Genomic DNA, 21411 nt, shown 5'->3' on the forward strand with positions numbered 1-21411 from the left:
ATGCTTATTTTCCTTAACTATCCCAATTTATCCATCTCCTGATAATTAATTCCTTTACAAAATAAAAAGTAGCTTTTAGGCTACTTTAAATTGCTTTTATCCCCAAGAAAAATGATATATATATTCTCCCATTACACTTTCATTAATCCCAGTAATCCTTACAAATCGCATTAAGTCTGCTCCTTGAAGAAAATACATCGTAAGTGTAACTGGTACCTGTGACCACATAAATTGATAAAGCTCGTTCACTCTCTGCTTTGTTGAAACAGTTACATCATATACAGGACCATTATTCCACGCAGAGGTTTGAACTGAAGTGAACGGAAGGTCTTTCCCATTTACTACTATTCTTGCCACACTTTGAGTTATGTCCACAACAATCTCCTCCGCTATTCCAAAATTAGACCTGTTTCCATACTCATATTCTTATAAATATTCGTAGCTTTAATAAATGCTTGAGGAAAACCTCTATTCAAATTAATTTATTTTATAAAATAAAAAAGCAGCCTACTCATCATACGAGTAGGCCTCTTTTTTCGCTTTACATAGGCTTATTTGCATTTACATAGTATGTTTACTTAACAGTATATGCCCAGCCTTTACGATCAAGATAATCAGTGAATGCTTTTAATTGAGTATCGCTAGTTGGATCAGTTACAGGATAAACATAGCCATCACTTCTAAGAATTAAGTTACCTGTCATCTTAACTGAGTTTAAAGCACTTACTAATTCAGCCAAATTTTCTTTACCTATTCCACCAACTTCGACAATATTACGTTTTTGAGGTGGTTGGCTACCTCCACCAGATTGTCCAGTTAAAGCAAAAACGATTGAATTAGCGATTTTATCAACATCCCATTTTGCCATGTCGGAATCATTATCAATGAATCCTAATTCGATAAGAATAGCTGGTGCTTTAGTCCCATTCAATACTGCTAAATCTTTACGTTGTTTCGCACCACGATCACGCCATCCAATATCTTTTGCTAGTTGAGCTGAAATTTTAGACGCTAGTTCATTCTGATCATAATACAGCACTTCAACACCCTGCCCAGTTCCATCACTTGCATTAAGGTGAAAAGCAATAGCCAAATCTACAACATGTGAATTACTATTACGAATAATATTATTTAAATTTTGAGCTTGAGTGCTTCCTACTTCGTCCGTATCATCATAGACTGTGTGTCCTAAAGCTTTTAACTTGGCTGCAACCGCATCTTTAACTTGACGATCCAAAATATGCTCTTTCCGATTTCCCCAGTTAGCCCCTTGTACAATACTATTGTGTCCTCCATGTAAACTATAACGTGCCATTACTCAACATCTCCTTTTTTATTAGTATATTCAGAGATTTTCTCATGGTCTGTCCATATACCTAAGTCCATACCAAGTGCAGACAAATAAGGCACCAATTCATCTAAAATCTTTTCGCATACCGAATTTAATATAATAAAATTCAAGTAAAGAAAAAACCGCAACCCATTTTTTCAGTTACGGAATCTTTTTTGTATTCTCTTTTGAAAAATTCATTATGAATCACTCTCACTTTCTAATTATCTAGTCCATTTAGTTTTAATGTCACTCTATTAACGATACTTCCCCATAAATATCTAAAGAAATTTCTAATCATGCCATCCCAGCTACTTGCAAAAAATGAAGAAAAAGCTTATAAAGAAAAGTGAGGTTCCTGATATTCGGTTTCATGATCTAAAGCAATCCCTTAACATTAATGTTGCAATAATGTATTTAACTAAAGATCGTAAGCGAATGATTAGGACATGAAAGAGTAGGCAACACATTAGACACCTACTCACAAGTTGTACCAGACCTACAAGAAAAAGCAGTCGAAGATTTTGCAAACAATCTATTTCAAAAATACTAATGTTTGCAATTACGGATTTCGCATACAAATACTAGCTTATCCGTGTAACATTGAGAGGAGTCAAAAATATGAGAGAAATCAAGTCTGAAAAAGAATTCAAAGACATCATCGCAAGTGAGGAGCCAGTAGTTGTTAAGTTCTTTACTACATGGTGCCCGGATTGCGTACGTATGGACAACTTTATCGGAGAGGTAATGGAAGAGTTCAATAAGTTTGAATGGTATTCTATTAATAAAGATGAGTTTCCAAGTATCGCTGAAGAGTATCAAGTAATGGGTATTCCAAGTTTACTTGTATACCAAAATGGTGAGAAGCTAGGCCACTTACATAGTGCTAACGCAAAAACTGAAGAGCAAGTTACTGAGTTTTTAGAAGCATACTAAGATGAAAATCCTCTGAAAAATATTTTTCAGAGGATTTTCATCTTTTTTCACAATTATTGTCGTAGCTCTTTCTTCATGACCAATGTACATAATTACACTCCTTTCCCCCTTCATCCCCTAAGTATAGATGTATACGTTCGTATCACCACTTTCATATGTAATTAATATATCGTATTGTGGTATTTCGCCACTTTCCTTTTGTTTTTTCATTTCAATCCACAAGTTATGAACCCCATTGATTATTTGTTTGTTTTCTATGTTCATTACATATCTTTCATTTACTCCACCGTATCCTTTACATGTAGATATTGATCATTTAGAAATATAATACTTCTTCACAATTTCATCATTTGATGAATTACATCCAGTCATTATTAGAAAAATACATAGTAAGAAAAGTATTCGTTTCTACATCCACCTACCATCTTATCCCTTTCATTGTGAATGATTCCCAATTATATTCATACCCTCACTTTGTACTTTTCAACATATTTTTCCTTAACGAAACTTTGTTACCCCCTACTTAAAAAGCTATAAAGTGTCAACAATGTTTGTATAGACCCACACGAGTTTCATTTGATACTCTATGTATAGAAAGAAATTCCTTTAAAGAAAGGTGCGTGATTAAAATGGATACTCTTTCTCATAAAGAAGCTGATAAAGGTGCTATTGTCAGCATTATGGCCTACATATTTTTATCCTCTATGAAAATTATCATCAGTTATATTACCCTCTCTAGCGCATTACGTGCTGACGGTTTGAATAACTTAACGGATATTGGTGCCTCTTTAGCAATATTAATCGGTTTAAAAATTTCTCGTAAACCTCGAGATCCAGATCATCCATATGGGCATTCGCGTGCAGAACAAATAGCTTCGCTTGTTGCTTCTTTCATTATGGCAACGGTCGGATTAGAAGTTGTTATTAGTGCCATTCAATCATTTTTAAATCCGAAACAAGCTGCGCCCAATGTACTTGCTGCATGGGTAGCTTTATTTTCTGCTGTCGTTATGTACTGTGTATTTAGGTATACGAAAAAGATTGCACTTCGAACAAAGAGTAAATCATTAGAAGCTGCCGCAAAGGATAATTTATCAGATGCGCTCGTAAGTATTGGTACAGTTGTAGGCATTGTCGGCTCACAGTTCCAAATGCCTATTTTAGATCCTATTGCCGCTCTAATTGTCGGCCTTATTATTTGTAAAACTGCATGGGAAATTTTCGTAGAAGCTTCTCATATGCTAACAGATGGCATTGATCCTAATAAAATGGAAGAATATGCTGATGCTATTGAGCATATTTCTGGTGTGGAAAACATTGTAGATATTCGAGCGCGTATGTACGGGAATCAAACGTACGTTGATATTACAATCGAGGTAGACGCTCGTATGGATGTTGGAGAAAGTCACTGTATTACTGACAACATCGAAGCCATGCTTCGAAAAAAATTCGGAATTTACCATGCCCACATTCATGTTGAACCAATGGAAAAAGAACCTATTATGACATAGGTTCTTTTTTTATAAACGCTTTATGAAATATAACACATAAAACGAGCCAGCTACCGCCAGCTGCCCATCCTGCTAATATGTCAGATGGAAAATGCACGCCAAGATATATTCGGCTAACTGAAATAGATAATACAACAAAGCTTGCTATAAGAATAATCAACAGTTTTTTATGCAATGAAATACGCTCTTCAGTAATTGTGACGTATGCAATAAATCCTAAAAAAGCAGTAGCATTCATCGTATGACCGCTCGGAAAACTATATCCAGTTGCAGTAACAAGCTGCGTTACATCAGGTCTTGCCCGTTCATACCATAGTTTAAGCATACTGTTTAAATAACGAGATCCGTAGTAATTAATTGTTAGAAGTAATGCACTAAGCAACTTTTTTCTAACGAGAAAATACATTACAAGAATAATGAGTAACGGAAAATATATTCTTTTGGAACCGATAAAGGACACCCAAGTAAAATAGGTTGTCAAATAATCGTTTCGAAAACTTTGAATAAAGTGTGCGACTATATTGTCAAATTTCTCAATACAAGCGGTATGATACGAAAGTGATAGTGCGACAAAACAAATGAGTAGAGTAAAGCTTAACAAGTATAAATGTCGATATCGTTTCACATACATAACCTCACTATGCAAAAAAATGGAGCGGTTGTTTTAGTTTTCCTCTCCATTTCTTTTTTATGCATAGTTTATTAAAAAATATAATTGTTAATTTTTTGCTGCATCGTTGGGATATCTTCATTCGTTACTGTAAAGCGAATAACCTTCTCATCCAGATCAAGTGCTTCTGCAAATAAACCTGCCAATCCACGTGATTTTCTATCTACTTCCATAATGATTTCTAACCGATCGTGGGAACTTGGCAAGATTAATAATTCTAATTCATCTAATTTCCCATAATACTGTCCTGAAACAGGAATAAACTCAAACTCTTGTGCGAATGGTACTTGCTTACGTAATCGATATGGTAATTCTTCGCATTCTATATGACGCGCTTTAAAACCTAATTGATTTACACTTTCTAATACACTGTTCAATAGTGCATTTGGCAACACTTGAATGTAATCACGGTCACTTGGATCAATACTATTTTTAATATCAAGGCCTGTATGAACCCAAACCGTTTTCATTCCAAGTGTTAGTGGTGCTTCAATTGGCATCTTAAATGAAAATGGAATTTCTTTCTTTTCATTTGGCTCTACAGAAAATGGATCTGTTAAACGAACTCGCTCTAAGTCAAACGTTGCTGTTACTTTTTTATCATCCACTTCTCTTACATATGATGTAGATAACGTTAAGTAAATGCTTTCAATTTGTTGGCTAACTGATCCCCCAGTTATACGAACCTTCCCTACTATCGTTTCTCCAACTACATACCCCTCTTTTTCAAGAACAGTATCTACTTTTGCACTACCAATGCCAACACTCGCTAAAAACTTTTGAAACATGGAGTCTCCATCCTTTCTAAAGCAAAAGCTATATCTTTTTTTAAATCTTGTACATTCTCATAGTACGGTGTTTTTATTTGTAACATTCGCATCAATATTTCACGATTATCATTTTTCAAAGTTAACTCTTCATACCATGGCTTTTCATGTTTTTCAATCGATTCATATCCTGCATATAATAAAAATAACGAGAAATGGCCAAGCGCATAAAAATCGCTACGAAAGTGAACTTCTCGCATCAAAGCTTGTTCACCTTCATACGTTGTAGCTCGCTCATCACCCTCACCTTTATATTTAGCTAATCCAAAATCAATAATACTAATTTGATTTTCTTTCATTAATATGTTCGGAATACGTAAATCTCGGTGAATAATACCTTTACTATGAAAAACTGAAACAATTCCTAATATTTCATATAAAATTTCAAAAACTTCACGTTCTTTATATACACGCCCATCTGAGAAAATATAATCTTCAAAATTTTCACCAGGCATATATTCCATCACAAAAAAGCTTTTTTTCTCCCATAAGAACTGATCATAGAGACTAGGAATTGCTTGATGATTCAATGTTTGTAAAATCATTTTCTCTTGCTCAAATGATTTTCTACCAGACTCATATCTTTGTTTACTTTGTCTTAACTGCTTTAAGACTTTATATCTATTTATTTGTAAATCATTAACGACATATGTAACCCCATAACTGCCCATTCCAATTACTGATTCAATTTTATAACGTTCTGCTACAATTGTATTTTTTCGCAGTGGTCTATCAAATAAAGCTAGTACACGATGCCATTTCATCAGCTACTTGAAAAGAAGCTACGGCTTTTACGTTTTCTTTTATAATGTTGGTGTCCATAACCAGAAGAACGTCGCTTATAGTCACTACTTGAATAAGAGCGCCCTCTATGACGATAATCACTACTCGAATACGAACGATTTTTTTTCTTTCCTAATAAAGAATCAATAATTTTTTTGAACATCCCTTCACCTCTTTAGTAAAATTTTCTCTTAATTATACCAATAATTTATAAGCACATTTGTGACAAGTTTGTAAAGAGTAAAAAACGACGAGTTTAGCCCGCCGTTACTTTCAATCTTCCTCTTCATCAAAAACTTCGTCAATCATGCATTTCTCTAATAAATACTCGAATGTAATATCTGCGAGATCTTCAATTTCCTCTCGCTTTGGGACGTATCCCCTTTCAATTAGTTGCTCATAAAAAAACTCCGCAATCTCTTCCGTATCAATTACGACTTCAATTTCCTTCATGAGCATCACTCCTTTATTTCTGTTTTATGAAAAAATCTCAAAATTATGTATATGAGATTAGAAAAATAGTTTTTCTTTTTTTATAGGTCATATCATTTGGACGAGGTGCATACGATGGTAGTACAAGCTATCCAAAAGGGGGAAATAATAATGGAATACCAATACGAAGTAGAACAAACAAAAGAAGAGTTCATGCATGAAGATCAATGGGCAGACTCTCTTATTAAATGGCTTTTTATTTTTTTAATAATTGTAGGCATACCTTATACTGCATATGTTGTTGTTCAATTTATTCTCTCTGTCTAGTTAACTATTTTTTCTCTGTCAATTTAACTAAATAATTATGAACAACATCCATAACAATTTTATATTCTTCATCTTTAAATGTATCAAATAACAATTGATAATCGTTATAAATATCAAGTAACCCATCTATGATTTCTTGACGATTTGTCTTAACACTCACTTTTTTCGAGTTGTTAATTGACTTTAATTTTCCTAAATCCAATTTATTCATGCCGGCTTTATCTTGTTTCATTTTCTTCAAAATTGCATTTGCCGTTTGAGCATTGGCAAGTAAAGTTAAATCTGATTCATCCGCTTCTAACCATTCACCATCCGTAATTCGTGATAACTCATATATCGTATCTTCCCATGCGTCATTTTTGTATCTCCATACCTCTGTACGAAAACCAACAATACGGAAAACATCTTTATCATATCCAGTCACTTGCACGAGATCACCAAAGGTGAAATTATAATTTAATTCAATCCACTCCGTATCGCCCTTTTTCATTTCTTGCTCTGTAACGTGCTGCAATGTTTGTTCTACATAAAATCCATCGTGATTATTGACTTCGTATACATAAACCCCATCTAAAACTTTCATATTTGTGATTTTACCAACGGTTCCATATAGCGTAATCACGACTATGTCCCCTACGTTGTATTTAGGTTGTTTTTTTCTTGCCATCTCTATCTCTCCTTTTTTTGACGTCGTGATTTTGATAACAGTATATGCAACCTACTTAAAAACGCTTATCACAGAAGCTTATATTCATAAATTTTTTCGATAAAAAAATATCACTACATAAAATTTATGTGAAACGCAAAAAAGCTAGTAAATAGACTAGCTTTAAATCAAGACATTTCATATAAAAAAACATACAGAATACTTCACTTTCAAAAAGTAATGTATTCTGTATGTTTTCAAATCGTTTTTATCCTTCTTGTATGTATAAATTCCACGCTTCATCAAATATAGACATACTTTCTAGCATTCCACTTAACTCTAAGTATGAACTAATTTCATCATAGTCTTCAGATTGCTTCGGAAAACTTAAATCATCATACATTGCCTCTGCTAAATCTGAAATTTCATTTCTAAATAAAGCTGCGCGATGCTTCATCATATAATGGTAAAATGTCTTTTTCAAAAATATTCCCTGCCTTTCTAACTTGGGTACATTATACAAGGCAAAAAAGAAAAAAACCAGCATAAAAGCTGGTTAAAAGTCAAAATAATTTCTTTTTAATAGTCTTGGTCTTCCCATTAACTCTTCATATGTTAGTTGTTTTGGCAAATCTTTCGTATAAATTAAAAACAACTGATCTTCAATTTCTTTTACAGTATGGTCTGCTTGATAGTCCATTCCACATGAGGAACAAGAAATACATGGTGTCTTTTGGATTTCAATGGCTTTCGTACCATCTGGTAGTTCCCAATACACAGTATTCAAGCTTTCTTTCGCTTCTGTACTGTCACACCACATACAATTCATACTGCATCACCCTCAGTTTTTTTGTCATTTTCTTCTAATTTAGCCATTTGCGATTGATATTTTTTATCTTTTAATTGGTCTCGCTTATCACGTTTATCTTTTAAAGATGCATGCGTATCATTATCTTCATAGTCTTTACGACGGTTCATACGCTGTAAATCATCTGGAACAAGGTTAAATTTCTTATCGCTCATAAGACCTGCAATACCAACATCTGAACGTTTTTCTTCATAGTTCGGATAAATTTCTTTAAAGTAACCTTCAGCTCTTCCTGGAATGTAGCTCTCTGGTTCTGGATACGTCGTAATAACCCCTTCAAAGTTACGAAGTACAACTTTATCCGCACTTTGTGAAATTAAATAGTTTGGCTGAAGCGCAATTTTTCCGCCTCCGCCCGGTGCATCCACAACGAATGTCGGTACTGCATAGCCAGAAGTATGTCCACGTAAGCCTTCAATAATTTCAAGACCTTTAGAAACTGGTGCACGGAAATGTCCAATACCTTCAGATAAGTCACATTGGTAAATATAATATGGACGTACACGGATTTTTACTAAGTCATGCATTAGCTTTTTCATAATTGGAACGCTATCGTTAATACCTGCTAAAATTACCGCTTGGTTTCCAATTGGAACACCCGCGTTCGCTAGCATTTCACATGCTTTTTTCGATTCCTCTGTAATTTCAATAGAAGTGTTGAAATGTGTATTTAACCATACTGGATGGTACTTTTTAATAATGTTACATAAGTTTTCTGTAATACGTTGCGGGAATACTACTGGTGCTCTCGTTCCGATACGAATAATTTCAACATGCGGAATCTCTCGTAAATTTTTTAATACGTATTCTAAAATTTTATCATTAATTAGAAGACCGTCACCACCAGAGATTAAAACGTCACGTACTTGTGGTGTTTCACTAATATAAGCAATCGCATCGTCTAATTGTTTCTTCGGTACACCCATTCCAATTTGTCCACTAAAACGACGGCGTGTACAGTAACGACAATACATAGAACATTGATTCGTTACTAAGAATAATACGCGGTCAGGATAACGATGTGTTAGCCCTGGAACTGGTGAATCTTCATCTTCATGAAGTGGATCTTCTAAATCATATTTCGTTTTATATAACTCTTCCGAGATCGGTACAGATTGCATCCGAATCGGACAGCGTGGGTCATCAGGATTCATTAGCCAAGCATAATACGGTGTAATATTTAACGGGATCGTTTTCGTTGAAATTTTAACGCCCTCTTCTTCTTCAGGTGTTAAGTTAATCACTTTCCTTAAGTCATCTAACGTTTTGATCGTATTCGTTAATTGCCAAACCCAATCATTCCATTGCTCTTCAGTAACATCTTTCCATAATTCGATATCCTTCCAGTGACGATTTGGTTTGTATACATCATGTAACATTGCTATTCCCCCTTTTTATACGCTCATCCTTTATATAAGCAATTGTTATGCCAACTTCATATTCTTGATAAGTAAATGTGCGAAATACCCTATTATATAGGAGAAAAAATATTTTCAAGTGCAGTAATAACAGAATATTAACTATCATATTCATTACCTTTTATATATGTAAACGTTCTTTTATTGGTGCAAACACACAAAAACCGCCGATTATTCGGCGGTTTTGTCGTACTTGCTCAGTTTATATTGAAGCGTTTGACGCGGAATACCTAACATTTTTGCTGCTTGCAAAATATTTCCTTCCGTTTCAATCAACGCTTGGTCTATTAATTCCTTTTCTGTTTGATGAAGAGCTTCCCGAAGCGGTAATATACTTTTCTTCTTTGGAAGTTTCTCTTTCTTAAATATACGAGGTAAACAATTTGCGGTTAATGCATTTCCTTCCGCAATAATGACAGCATGTTCAATTGTATGTTTTAACTCACGAACATTTCCAGGCCATTGATAAGCTTGTAGTCTTTCTTTCGCTTCCTTATCAATTTGAAGTACACCTTTTTTATAGCTTTTATTATATTCTTTCAAGAAATAAGAAGCTAATAGTAATACATCCTCAGTTCTTTCACGTAGTGGCGGGATATATAATGAAAACACATTTAATCTATAATATAAATCAGTGCGAATTTTATTTTCTCGTAAACATACTTCTGGCGGCTGATTCATCGCGGTAATCACGCGAACATCTACTTTCCTCGTCTTATTATCACCGATTCGTCTAATGACTCCATCCTCTAATACACGTAGCATTTTCGCTTGTAAATCGAGCGGCATTGAATTCAGTTCATCTAAAAATAATGTTCCTCCATCTACAAGTTCAAATAAGCCTGCCCGTTCAATCGCCCCTGTATAGCTACCTTTTGTCGTTCCAAACAGTAAGCTTTCTAATAGTGATTCTGGTAAAGCTGCACAGTTTTGTGCAATAAATGGCTTGTTTTTTCTTTTAGAAGCTTCATGAATTGCTTGCACGAACAGTTCTTTTCCTGTTCCCGTTTCACCATATATTAAAACGTTTGCATCTGTTGGCGCTACTTTTTGCGCTAACTCTTTCGTCTGTTTAAAGCGAGAATCATTTGTCACTATCGTCTCAAATGCAGCATGCTTTTTAATCACTTTTTTTCTAGACGATCGCTTTATTTTCGACTGTAAATCGACAATGGTATCAGTTAGCTTTTGAATTGTAGAGTAGTCTTTCGCAATTTCAACAGCACCAGCAATATTCCCATCTATAAAAATAGGTAACGTCGTATTTACGGTACAAACATCTTCTCCATTTAAATTTTGATAATGTTGCACTTGATGTACAATTGGTTTTTTTGTATCTAAAACTTTCATCAATGTACTCGTTTCCCTAGTTAAAGATGGGAACGCCTCTAACAAATGCTTTCCTAACACTTTTTCAATTTTGGATCCATCGTGTTTCGCAGCAACTGTATTGTAAAAAATTGTAATACCATTTTCATCTACTGCGTGTATAGCCTCATCAATACTGCCCAAAATCGCTTCAATGACTTCTTGTGTCGAAACTGCTAGCAATGTCATCCCCCCTTTTGCCGAAAATTCAGCAAATACTATGCCGAATTTCCGGCATATCTATGTGCGATTATAAGCATGACGATTCCGTTCTAATATTTTGATGAAATTTATTTTTGATTAGATAAAGTAAAACTTTAATTAGTCGGGCTTTTACGAGCAGCCAGATTCCCACCTAACTTTTTTACTTTACAGCCGAATTTTGAGGCGGGAGCCTTCATGCTTTCGAATAGCTAGATAAATCTTTTACCCATATATTCATATCTTCCAACTTATCGAAAATGTAGCAATTGTTCGCCAGTCTTCCTGTATATGTATAGCCTAACTGATGAAAGGCAGCATTCATACCGAAAGATAGCGATCGAGCAATTGTATAGGAACAGAAAATAGATTTTTCTTGAAGCTCTTCTTCTAACTTAATGAGCAAACTTTTCATAAACCCATGTTTACGATATTCAGGTAAAGTAGCACAATTCGTTAATTCTGCATTGCCTTCCTTTACGTTCATTTCTGCAGACGCTGTACTAATGATTTTCCCCTCAAATTCATATACGTAGTAAATTGTATCGTCTTCTTTCATCGTCTGTAATACATAACTCGCTTCATTTAAAGGTGTCGGATACACTTCAAATACTTTTCCAAAGACAGTTGCTAATTCTTCTGCATCTTCTTCAGTCGCTTTTCTTAACAGAAACTTCTCCGGGACTACTTTTTCTTTTACTTCTTTTGCTTTTACACCACTTAAAATAGTATCTTCCTCAGACCAATGAATACTATTTCGTCTTTCATCATTATTATATTTCACAAAGAAGTATGCATCGTGTCCTTGAAAATAATGAGGTATCGTCGCTTCCAATAAGAAACCGAAAGAGAGCCATGTTGAAACATGCTCTCCCTTTCCTTTAATAATACATTTAGTGAAAGAATGTTTCTTTGCTAGTCCGTCAATTGTCTGTATAATACTTTCAACATTTCCTGTATAGTGATCTATTCGAATACGTTTATTAAAATAATCTAAAACTCCTTCTACTGTATGGCAATTTGTCTGCTCTCTAAAAGATTCATAGTATTTCATTTTTTCACCTCACACCAATCTAGTAATGTACATGCAATAATTTTTGCGGCAGCTATCATTTTATCAATTTCTATATATTCGTTTGGATAGTGTGCTACTTTCGTCTCTCCCGGACCAAATACTATCGTTGGTACACCTGAGATTTGTGTAAATAAACCTCCATCAGTCCCCCACGGAGATGCTTCAATGATTGGTTCCTTCCCTTCAATTTCAACAAAGTTATGCTGAAGTGTTGTAATTAACTCATGGTTTTCTTCTAGTTCACCAGGAACCCATCTCGCTCCAAACCATTCTACTTCTACTGGATTTTCAACAAACCAATTGTCCACATCATGTAATTCAGCGATCCAACTCTCAAACTCTTCTTTTGCTGCCTCTATAGTCTCATTCGGCGCAATACCATATCTTCCTTCTAAAATTAACGAATCAGGAACAGAACTTGGCCAGCTACCACCTTCAATTTTTCCAATATTAATTGGAATTGGAATCGGAATTCCTTTAAATAACGGATCAGTAATTCGACCATTTCTCTTCTCTTCTAATTTTCTCAAATGATCTATAACAAACATGCTTTTTTCAATTGCACTTACTCCTTCATAACGTGTACCACCGTGTGCAGCTTTCCCTTTTACATGTAGACGGAACCACATTGACCCTTGTTGCTTCGGGAAAAACTTCATATTAGTCGGTTCTGGAATAATGACACCATCTGCCTTATATCCTCGTAATATAGTCGCTAATGTCCCTGCCCCGCCACTTTCTTCTTCTATGACACTTTGAAAATAAATATCTCCTTTTAATTCAACACCAGATTCAATAATCGCTTCCATCGCAAGCATAAGTGCGACATTGCCGCCTTTCATATCCGTCGTTCCGCGGCCATATATACGATTCCCTATTTTCTCACCACTATATGGGTGATGGTCCCATTGATTCACATCGCCTTCTGGTACTACATCAATATGCCCATTTAATATCATAGATTTTCCATCGCCGCTTCCTTTTAAAGTTGCCACAATGTTCGGGCTGTCTGAAAAACTTGTACGTGGTGATACAAAATAAGGATGATCTTTCATTTTAGAAAAAGATGGTTCCCAAATATCAAGATCTAAACCTAGCTCACGTAATTTTTCAATCACAATTGCCTGCGCACCACTTTCATCACCAGATACGCTTTTTTCTTGAATTAACCGTGTTAAAAATTTCACACTTTCCTCTTCATGACTCTCAATATAATCACAAACTTGCTTTTTTAATTGCTTCATATATTACATCTCCCCTCATTCAATAACTAGTAAGTTAGAGCCAATTTGAAACTCAGCTTCCGTATGTCGCTTTATATCTTCTACTGTATACGGGCTCATTAATTCTTGTAAAATGAGTCCACTCGAAGTCACTTCCATAACCGCCATATCTGTAATAATTAAATCTACACATTTCTTTGACGTTAATGGCAATGTACACTCTGAAACAATTTTTGCATTTCCGTATTTATCAACATGATTCATCACAACAACGACACGCTTCGCTTTTTGTGCTAAATCCATCGCTCCCCCAATACCGGGCACACGTTTCCCTGGTACAATCCAGTTTGCTAAATCTCCATTCTCACTCACTTGTAATGACCCAAGAATCGTTATATCTAGTAAACCTTTTCGAATCATCCCAAACGCAGTGCAGCTATCAAAATAACTCGCTCCTGTAATAAGCGAAGTCGGTAAACCTGCTGCATTACATAAATTCTCGTCTTCATTCCCTTTACTTGGCGTTGGCCCCATACCGACGATTCCATTTTCTGCATGAAACATTACATTTATATCGTCAGGCAAATGATTCGGTATAAGCGATGGAATGCCAATACCTAAATTTACAATCATGCCATTTTGTATTTCTTTCGCCGCACGCCTAGCAATCTTATCTCTCACTTCTACGCCCATACCCATTTCCAATTCACTCCTTCCGACGGTACGATATAATTTACGAAAACACCTGGAACGACAATTTCCTCAGGATCTAAACTTCCAAGTGGAACAATTTCTTCTGCTTCTACAATCGTTATGTCCCCAGCCATAGCAACATGAGGATTCATATTCCGCGCACTTTTGTCGAATACAAGATTACCAAACGGATCAGCTTTTTTCGCATAAACAATCGCAACTTCAGCAGTTAATGCAGTTTCAACTAAGTATGTCTTGCCATTCATTTCGACTGTTCGTTTTCCATCTTCAACAATCGTATCAACACCAACATCAACTAAAACACCACCAAGCCCTACGCCTCCAGCGCGAATACGCTCTGCTAATGTTCCTTGCGGGGAAAACTCAATTTGTAATCGTCCTTCATTTAACTGTCTTCCTGCATTTGGATTTGAACCAATATGGGAAGTAACTAAAGACTTAACCCGTTCATTTGTAACAAGACGACCGATTCCTACATCAGGAAAGCCCGTGTCATTTCCTATTAAATTTAAATTTGTAACTCCCTTTTCTAAAATAGCCTGTATTAAAGTTGGAGGGGATCCAATCCCCCCAAACCCTCCAAACATTAATGTCATATCATCATGGAACAAAGAAATTACTTCCTCTATCTCTTTTAATTTATTGAATGTATTTGTAATTGTTGTCATACGATACTATGCCCTCCTTTTTGCATCATCTCTTCTACACTTTTTGCAAAAATTGAAAGTAATTCATCTAACTCGGAATATGTAGTTGTCATTGGCGGTGCCACAAGCAGTGCGCTATCTTCTTTTCCTGCTTGCCCTGAAACAGCTTGGTATAAAAGAAGACCATTTTTAGCTGCAACCGAAATAAGCTCCGAAGCTTTTGTAAACGGTTGCAATTCTATTCCGATCAGCAACCCTTTTCCACGCACATCCGCAATAATTGTCGATTGTTGCTGAACTTTCTGTAGTCCCTTAATTAAATATTCTCCCTTTTCCGCTGTTTTTTCAGGTAGATTATGTTTCTCCATGTATTCAATAACAGCTAGAGCCGTTGCTGCAGATAATGGATTTGCACTTAGCGTATGACCACTCATAACAGAACGTGACCCACGTAAAATCGGCTCCATAACTCGGTCACTAACAATCGTCGCAGCCATTGGTGTATATCCCGCTCCTAATCCCTTACCAAGCGTCATAATATCCGGTTCTACACCCCAATGCTCCATCGCAAACCATGCACCAGTACGACCAAGCCCAGTCATTACTTCATCCGCAATGAATAAAATATCGTAATGACTACAAATATCTTTAATTACTTTATAATATTCTTTCGGCGGTACAACCGCACCGCCAGCTGCTCCGATAATCGGTTCAGCAATAAAAGCTGCAATATGCTCCGCACCAATTCTTTCAATTGATCTTTCTAGTTCAGTTGCACAAGCAAGCTGACAAGTTGGATATACCTTTTGTACAGGGCACCTGAAACAATATGGGGCTGGAATAGTTGGATAATCTTCCAAAATAGATACGAAACGTTGTCTGCGCAGCGGATGCCCAGACATTGATAAGGCTCCCATCGTAATACCGTGATAGCTCATCCAGCGTGACAAAATTTTATGTTTCCCTTGAATACCGCGCTCCTGAAAATGCTGAATTGCAATTTTCATAGCTGTTTCATTTGCTTCCGTACCACTATTTACGAAAAAGCTCCAGTTCAAATCTCCTACACTTAAATCACTTAACTTCTTCGCTAGTTTTTCAGCTGGTTCACTCGTAAACTGTGATCTATATACGAAAGCAATCTCCTCTGCTTGCTTTTTAATAACATCTGCAATCTCCTTTACGCCATGTCCAATACCTGCCGTAATTGCTCCTGACGAACCATCAAAATATTTATTTCCGTTCTGGTCATACAAATATACACCTTTTCCATGTGAAATCATTGGATACGGCTGACCAACAAGTGGTTTAATTAAGTAATCGCGCATAGCGCTCCCCCATTTCTTCAATTTGTATATGTATATGAAGAAAATTGACGTTTCTTTCATAAAAAAGAATCCTCTGCACAAGCAGTGAATTTATCAAAATACTATTATAAAATATACAAATGAGTGCTAATAAATGTTTTGAAAACAGAAAATTCAGAACTTAAAACTAAGACCAATCCTTATCTATACGCTCAAATAACCCTCCCTTATATAAAAGTAACGTATTACTAAATGTTTTCCTAACATAATGCCAACTTCCCTCAAATGCCGACATTGTGTAAACTTCGACGGAACTCCCTTTAAACTCCTTCCTATTATCCTACTTTAAATTGCATATTTCCAAAAAAATTTCGACAATTATCTCGCCGCAATGATAACAATCTTTTTATAGAAACTAATTTTCCACATTTAATATTTTCAGTTTATACATAAAAAAAGAACCGATTAACCACATTAATCAGTTCGACACGACGCTCTTTTATCAATATTACTGGGACTCGCTAAAATAAATCAAAAAACCATACGTTTTACGAATTCAACAGTCATATAACGATTTTTCACACAAATTCCTTCATAACTTCATTCACAATCATAATCGGGATATCCCCATCCCAAGGTGCCACTCCTTCCACCGAAGTTAAACTACCTTTCCTTTATAAATTATGTAGGACAATTATCCCTTTGTATGTGTGTTTGCCTATAAATTAAAAAATCCCTTTACTAAAAATTTTTTATACATGTATTCGATACGTTGATTGAAATGCCCTTATAATTTAGTCTTTTTATATTTTTATTACTCCTAGTAAATATAAGCTTCTATTCAACTTAACTAACTCCATATACAACTCTTTTAGTACCACTTTACTAGCCAATAATACTCAGACATACTTCTCCCAAAATATGTTTTTAATCTTTTACTTTTCCCATTCAGAAATACAAGTTTTTCGCATAACCTCTTTCTCACTTCGCATATAGTTTTAATGATGACAAAGGAGGAATGTGCATGTCTCAATCTGAAATCGAAAAATATGGACAAGAAGCTGTACGTTACGATCAGCTCGCCCGTTACTATCAATATAGCAATCCCAAAAAATATGTAGAACTATATATGAAGTATTACGATGCACTTACAAAACTTGTACAGGCATATGAAAAAAGAGATTCACAAGAAGCCGCTTTACCGTCACATATAAGAATTTTTCATTCTGCTCCAAACACGCCTGCGGTTGACATTTTAGTAAATGGAAAAAAGGTAATCAAAAACATTTCATTTAAGCAATTTAGCCCCTATTTATCATTAGTGCAAGGTAAATATCGCATTGATATCGTCCCTGTCGGGAACGAAACTCCAATTTTTTCAGCTTTAGTACCGATAATGGGAAATCATACGTATACACTTGCCGCAATAAATAGTGATAATCACCTACAATTACAACCTATACTTGATAATACACATATACCATCTGGGCAAGCCAAAATTCGATTTATGCATTTTTCTCCAGATACCCCTGTTGTTAACGTAGATTTAAAAGGTGGAGATCATTTATTTGAAAATGTGCTCTTTAAACAAATAACAGATTTTTTACAAGTTAGCCCTGGTACAGCAGATATTGAAGTTTCACTCGCAGATAATAAAAAAATCCTGTTAACTTTACCTAAATTCGATGTTGAACCGAATATAATTTATACCATTTCAATAGTAGGCTATTCAACTAAAGACCCTAAATTAGAAGCCGTTATACTTACAAATTAAAACAGTCTACACCATTTATTTGGTGTAGACTGTTTACTTTTGAAATGCAATTTGAAATTCTGTCCAATCGCTATCTGAACGACACATAATGGACCCTTTATGTTTTTCTACAATTTGTTTACATACAAATAACCCAATACCAGTTCCTAATTTTTTAGTAGTTACAAATGGTTCAAAAATCGTTTCTACATTTTCAGCTGGAATCATCGGTCCATTATTTTTTATCACAATTCGAATAGCTTGCTCTTCTTCAAAAACATCAATGATAATTTTCCGCTCTTCTTTCATTGCTTCCATAGCGTCAATTGAGTTCATTAAAATATTTAAAAATACTTGCCTCACTTCACTCCGATAACCAACAAGTGGTATTGGATACGGCAAATTCTTTTCAATCGAAACATTTGCATTAACCAAACTCGGATATAAGAACTGTATAATATCTTGGAACAAATCATTAAGCCAAAAACGTTCCGATTCATTCCACATTTCTTTTTTCGAAACGAGTAAAAATTGCGAGATTCGAAAATTTAATTGATCTAATTCATGCGAAATGATATCTAAATACGATAAACTCGGATGGTCTGCCTTTAATAATTTGACAAATCCCATAATTGAAGTAAGCGGATTACGAAATTCATGTACAAAACTAGCTGACATTTGGCCTAAAATCGTCAGCCTTTCTTTATGTGTTTCATTAATATATTGCTGTTTTTCCTCTAAATTCCTCGATATAATTTCCGAGTATTTTAAAACGGTATAATAAATTAATTTGTCAAAACAAGTATGTATTTTGGCCATAATTGGTTTCAATTCACGAGCGCTAACATCTAATTCACACATCGCTTCAAAAAGTTCATTTCTTCCCACATTTGCATTATAAACAAAGTCTCCAATATTCGCATCTGCTCCTGCTCGTTCAATTGCAATTTTCTCGCATAATGGTTGAAGATAATTTATATCTTTATCTTCCATAGTAAGTTCGATTATTAACTCTAATAAATCCTCTCCATTTTGAACTACTTCTAGTTTAAATGGATCTTTTTCGGAAATTATCATTTTGTTTTTCCAGTTCTCTACGAATTGGTGCCTGTTGTTTTTCAAGTGTGAACAAAATACTTCTTTAATATCCTTATCGATTGGAAAAACCTCCATTCACTCCATTTCCATACGACGAATACCCTTTATATTTTGAATATTAACACAAAAAATATGTTTCGTTAATAGATTATTGTCACATTTTGTTAATTTCTGTTGATAAAATTATTTTTTTCTTTCTTATTTAATTATTTATATTCAAATCTCTCTTTTTCCTTCTCATTTTTTTAATTATTTCCGTATTCAAAACGACTTTTTTTGCATCATTTTTAATTCTTGCGTACAATAGGAAGTGAAAGGTGTGAAAAATATGGTAAATAAAAATGTGGAAGACTATCTCCAAGAAGGCATTTATGGCCAAAAGCAAAACAAACCAGAAGAACGTAATATGTATTTAACTACATTACGTGAGCGCGTAGAAATCGCTTTAACTATCGGTCAAGTAATGCAAAGTAATGTATATACTGAAGTAGCAAGTAGCATACGCTCTTCTCAATCATTACAAATCCTCCTAAACGGTGGCATTGCTTACCCACATTTATCAAAATACATTAAATTAGCAAACGAAAAAAATATTCCTTTTACAATTGTTCAAAATAAAGATACAGAAACACCAATTGGTTTAGTATTATCTCATAGCACAGCTGTAGATAAAGAACAAATTTATGTAGAAGATGCTATTTTCAAACAAGAAATGAAGTAAAATAAAAGGTACACTTAATTAAACAAGTGTACCTTTTGCTTTATTTTTTAATACACACTAATTTCATTTCTGTCATTTCTTCAATTGCATATTTAATTCCTTCACGACCCGTGCCACTTTCTTTCACACCACCGTAAGGCATATGATCTACTCTAAACGTTGGAATATCATTAATCATAACCCCACCAACCTCTAACTCATCAATTGCACGCATCGCTTTAAATAAGTTATTTGTAAATACGCCTGCTTGTAAACCGTAACGTGAATGATTTACTTTCTCTATCGCCTCATCAAATTCTTTAAATGTATTTACTGTCATAACTGGACCAAATACTTCTTGGCACTGTACAGATACATGCTCTGGAACATTTGTTAATACAGTTGGTTCGAAAATTCTTTCATCACGCTTCTTACCACCGTATAAAACAGTTGCTCCTTCCTTAATTGCTTCTTGCACCCACATGTCAATTCGCTCTACATCTTTTTTCGAAATTAAAGCTGATACATCCGTTTCCTCATTCATTGGATCACCAACAACAACTGTTTCCATCGCTTTCTTTAGCTTCGAAAGAAATTCATCCATTCTCTTTTCGTGTACAAACACACGTTGTACCGAAATACAAACTTGTCCATTATTAACAAATGCGCCCCATTTCACGCGTTCCATTATCTCATCAGTTAACTCTACATCTTCATCAATAATAACGGCAGCATTGGATCCTAATTCCAACGTAACTCGTTTTAATCCAGCCTTTTCCTTTATTCCGATTCCGATTTTCGGACTTCCGGTAAAAGTAATGGACGCAACATCATCATTTTTAACAATTGCCTCGCCAACAGTTGCACCAGGACCAGAAATGATATTCAAAGCTCCCTTTGGCAACCCTGCCTCTTCAAATAATTCAACTAATGCGTAAGAAGATAATGGCGTTTGATCAGCTGGTTTTAACACTACTGTGTTTCCGGCAGCAATTGCAGGGCCCACTTTATGCGCTACTAAATTTAACGGAAAGTTAAATGGCGTAATAGCTCCTATAACCCCAATTGGTTTGCGAATCGTATAGGCAATTCGCCCCTCTGCACCAGGTGCTGCGTCAAGTGGCAATGTTTCACCATATATACGCTTCGCTTCTTCTGCTGCAAATTTATATGTTAGAACAGTACGATCTACTTCTCCCCTTGCAGCACGTATTGGTTTTGCAGCCTCTTTTGCAATAATTTCTGCAAACTCTTCTCTTCTTTCATCCATTATTTGCGCAACCTTCTCTAAAATAGTTGCCCGATCGTATGCAGTTAATGTATTCATTTTTTTCATTGCATTTTTTGCAGAAGTAACAGCCTCTTGAACATCTTCTTCCGTTCCTTGTGCAATTTCCGCTAACGTTTCTTCAGAGTATGGTGCATATAATGGTTTATACGTGTTTACTGACTTCCAATCTCCATTTATATATAAATGCTTTTTCATCTTTCTTCCCCTTCCAAATATATGTATAAAATAATACTTCACCTAGTGAAAGGTCTGACTTATGTAATTGTATCATAGCCCGTATTCCTCC

Annotated in this window: 24 protein-coding genes and 1 pseudogene; 6 read left to right on the forward strand and 19 right to left on the reverse strand. The window is 35.1% G+C overall.

Annotation, left to right across the window (positions count from 1 at the left end; all coding sequences use genetic code 11):
• Positions 1-96: 96 nt before the first annotated feature.
• Positions 97-375, reverse strand: a complete 279-nt coding sequence (locus JDS92_RS14835) for a hypothetical protein (RefSeq protein WP_199632089.1) — start codon at positions 373-375, stop codon at positions 97-99.
• Positions 376-574: 199 nt separating this feature from the next.
• The gene (locus JDS92_RS14840) at positions 575-1315 is read right to left on the reverse strand and encodes an N-acetylmuramoyl-L-alanine amidase (RefSeq protein WP_098227503.1); all 741 of its coding nucleotides are present in this window, start codon (positions 1313-1315) and stop codon (positions 575-577) included.
• Positions 1316-1630: 315 nt separating this feature from the next.
• On the opposite strand from JDS92_RS14840, the pseudogene JDS92_RS30875 reads away from it, so the two are divergent.
• The 3 genes and pseudogenes from JDS92_RS30875 to JDS92_RS14850 all read left to right on the forward strand — a co-directional run.
• Positions 1631-1883 (forward strand): annotated as a pseudogene (locus JDS92_RS30875) (site-specific integrase); the annotation flags it as partial.
• 68 nt (positions 1884-1951) lie between these two features.
• On the forward strand, positions 1952-2266 hold the full coding sequence (locus JDS92_RS14845) for a thioredoxin family protein (RefSeq protein ID WP_001206937.1): 315 nt from the start codon (positions 1952-1954) through the stop codon (positions 2264-2266).
• 629 nt (positions 2267-2895) lie between these two features.
• A complete protein-coding gene (locus tag JDS92_RS14850) occupies positions 2896-3777 on the forward strand; it encodes a cation diffusion facilitator family transporter (RefSeq protein WP_140158651.1) in 882 nt (293 codons plus the stop codon).
• Here the strand turns inward: JDS92_RS14850 and JDS92_RS14855 are convergent.
• The 5 genes from JDS92_RS14855 to JDS92_RS14875 all read right to left on the reverse strand — a co-directional run bounded on the left by JDS92_RS14855 (position 3767) and on the right by JDS92_RS14875 (position 6510).
• The gene (locus tag JDS92_RS14855) at positions 3767-4402 is read right to left on the reverse strand and encodes a phosphatase PAP2 family protein (protein WP_002093763.1); all 636 of its coding nucleotides are present in this window, start codon (positions 4400-4402) and stop codon (positions 3767-3769) included. The genes JDS92_RS14850 and JDS92_RS14855 overlap by 11 nt on opposite strands.
• Before the next feature lie 77 nt (positions 4403-4479).
• Complete coding sequence (locus JDS92_RS14860) at positions 4480-5235, reverse strand: sporulation protein (RefSeq protein WP_199632090.1); 756 nt, start codon at positions 5233-5235, stop codon at positions 4480-4482.
• The gene (locus JDS92_RS14865) at positions 5217-6038 is read right to left on the reverse strand and encodes a serine/threonine protein kinase (protein ID WP_097953463.1); all 822 of its coding nucleotides are present in this window, start codon (positions 6036-6038) and stop codon (positions 5217-5219) included. The genes JDS92_RS14860 and JDS92_RS14865 overlap by 19 nt, the downstream gene beginning before the upstream one ends.
• The gene (locus JDS92_RS14870; RefSeq protein ID WP_000473369.1) at positions 6038-6220 is read right to left on the reverse strand and encodes a hypothetical protein; all 183 of its coding nucleotides are present in this window, start codon (positions 6218-6220) and stop codon (positions 6038-6040) included. The genes JDS92_RS14865 and JDS92_RS14870 overlap by 1 nt, the downstream gene beginning before the upstream one ends.
• 110 nt (positions 6221-6330) lie before the next feature.
• A complete protein-coding gene (locus tag JDS92_RS14875; RefSeq protein WP_000658452.1) occupies positions 6331-6510 on the reverse strand; it encodes a YozD family protein in 180 nt (59 codons plus the stop codon).
• 150 nt (positions 6511-6660) lie between these two features.
• Here JDS92_RS14875 and JDS92_RS14880 point away from each other — a divergent pair, with 150 nt between their 5' ends.
• Positions 6661-6816, forward strand: coding sequence for a DUF3930 family protein (locus tag JDS92_RS14880; protein ID WP_000456536.1), 156 nt, complete (start codon positions 6661-6663; stop codon positions 6814-6816).
• A 4-nt stretch (positions 6817-6820) separates the two neighbouring features.
• Here JDS92_RS14880 and JDS92_RS14885 read toward each other — a convergent pair whose 3' ends face one another.
• The 10 genes from JDS92_RS14885 to JDS92_RS14930 all read right to left on the reverse strand — a co-directional run bounded on the left by JDS92_RS14885 (position 6821) and on the right by JDS92_RS14930 (position 16304).
• Complete coding sequence (locus JDS92_RS14885; protein ID WP_000101503.1) at positions 6821-7483, reverse strand: hypothetical protein; 663 nt, start codon at positions 7481-7483, stop codon at positions 6821-6823.
• Positions 7484-7730: 247 nt separating this feature from the next.
• Complete coding sequence (locus tag JDS92_RS14890) at positions 7731-7946, reverse strand: YozE family protein (RefSeq protein ID WP_097956784.1); 216 nt, start codon at positions 7944-7946, stop codon at positions 7731-7733.
• Positions 7947-8018: 72 nt separating this feature from the next.
• Positions 8019-8291 carry a YokU family protein gene (locus JDS92_RS14895; RefSeq protein ID WP_000995765.1) on the reverse strand — a complete coding sequence of 91 codons (273 nt, stop codon included), beginning with the start codon at positions 8289-8291 and terminating at the stop codon, positions 8019-8021.
• On the reverse strand, positions 8288-9709 hold the full coding sequence (kamA, locus tag JDS92_RS14900; RefSeq protein WP_000902144.1) for a lysine 2,3-aminomutase: 1422 nt from the start codon (positions 9707-9709) through the stop codon (positions 8288-8290). Before kamA ends, JDS92_RS14895 begins: the two co-directional genes overlap by 4 nt.
• Before the next feature lie 210 nt (positions 9710-9919).
• Entirely contained in the window at positions 9920-11305 is a 1386-nt protein-coding gene (rocR, locus tag JDS92_RS14905) for an arginine utilization transcriptional regulator RocR (RefSeq protein ID WP_002038616.1), read from the reverse strand.
• 208 nt (positions 11306-11513) lie between these two features.
• Positions 11514-12371, reverse strand: coding sequence for a putative beta-lysine N-acetyltransferase (gene ablB, locus JDS92_RS14910; RefSeq protein WP_061529947.1), 858 nt, complete (start codon positions 12369-12371; stop codon positions 11514-11516).
• Positions 12368-13636 (reverse strand): peptidase, encoded by a 1269-nt coding sequence (locus tag JDS92_RS14915; protein ID WP_199632091.1) that lies wholly within the window; start codon positions 13634-13636, stop codon positions 12368-12370. The genes ablB and JDS92_RS14915 overlap by 4 nt, the downstream gene beginning before the upstream one ends.
• A gap of 15 nt (positions 13637-13651) precedes the next feature.
• On the reverse strand, positions 13652-14314 hold the full coding sequence (locus JDS92_RS14920; protein WP_000525263.1) for a CoA transferase subunit B: 663 nt from the start codon (positions 14312-14314) through the stop codon (positions 13652-13654).
• On the reverse strand, positions 14299-14997 hold the full coding sequence (gene atoD, locus JDS92_RS14925) for an acetate CoA-transferase subunit alpha (protein WP_000208114.1): 699 nt from the start codon (positions 14995-14997) through the stop codon (positions 14299-14301). The genes JDS92_RS14920 and atoD overlap by 16 nt, the downstream gene beginning before the upstream one ends.
• The gene (locus tag JDS92_RS14930; RefSeq protein ID WP_001205888.1) at positions 14994-16304 is read right to left on the reverse strand and encodes an aspartate aminotransferase family protein; all 1311 of its coding nucleotides are present in this window, start codon (positions 16302-16304) and stop codon (positions 14994-14996) included. The genes atoD and JDS92_RS14930 overlap by 4 nt, the downstream gene beginning before the upstream one ends.
• A 1003-nt stretch (positions 16305-17307) precedes the next feature.
• On the opposite strand from JDS92_RS14930, the gene JDS92_RS14935 reads away from it, so the two are divergent.
• Complete coding sequence (locus tag JDS92_RS14935) at positions 17308-18057, forward strand: DUF4397 domain-containing protein (RefSeq protein WP_199632092.1); 750 nt, start codon at positions 17308-17310, stop codon at positions 18055-18057.
• Positions 18058-18090: 33 nt separating this feature from the next.
• On the opposite strand, the gene JDS92_RS14940 is transcribed toward JDS92_RS14935, so the two are convergent.
• Positions 18091-19209, reverse strand: a complete 1119-nt coding sequence (locus JDS92_RS14940; protein WP_199632093.1) for a BA2291 family sporulation histidine kinase — start codon at positions 19207-19209, stop codon at positions 18091-18093.
• Positions 19210-19462: 253 nt separating this feature from the next.
• On the opposite strand from JDS92_RS14940, the gene JDS92_RS14945 reads away from it, so the two are divergent.
• On the forward strand, positions 19463-19855 hold the full coding sequence (locus JDS92_RS14945) for a YueI family protein (protein ID WP_000247576.1): 393 nt from the start codon (positions 19463-19465) through the stop codon (positions 19853-19855).
• A 40-nt stretch (positions 19856-19895) separates the two neighbouring features.
• Here JDS92_RS14945 and JDS92_RS14950 read toward each other — a convergent pair whose 3' ends face one another.
• Positions 19896-21320 (reverse strand): aldehyde dehydrogenase family protein, encoded by a 1425-nt coding sequence (locus tag JDS92_RS14950; RefSeq protein ID WP_199632094.1) that lies wholly within the window; start codon positions 21318-21320, stop codon positions 19896-19898.
• Between the last annotated feature and the right edge of the window lie 91 nt (positions 21321-21411).

The organism is Bacillus cereus group sp. N12 (assembly GCF_016483575.1).
GTDB classification, from domain to species: domain Bacteria; phylum Bacillota; class Bacilli; order Bacillales; family Bacillaceae_G; genus Bacillus_A; species Bacillus_A toyonensis.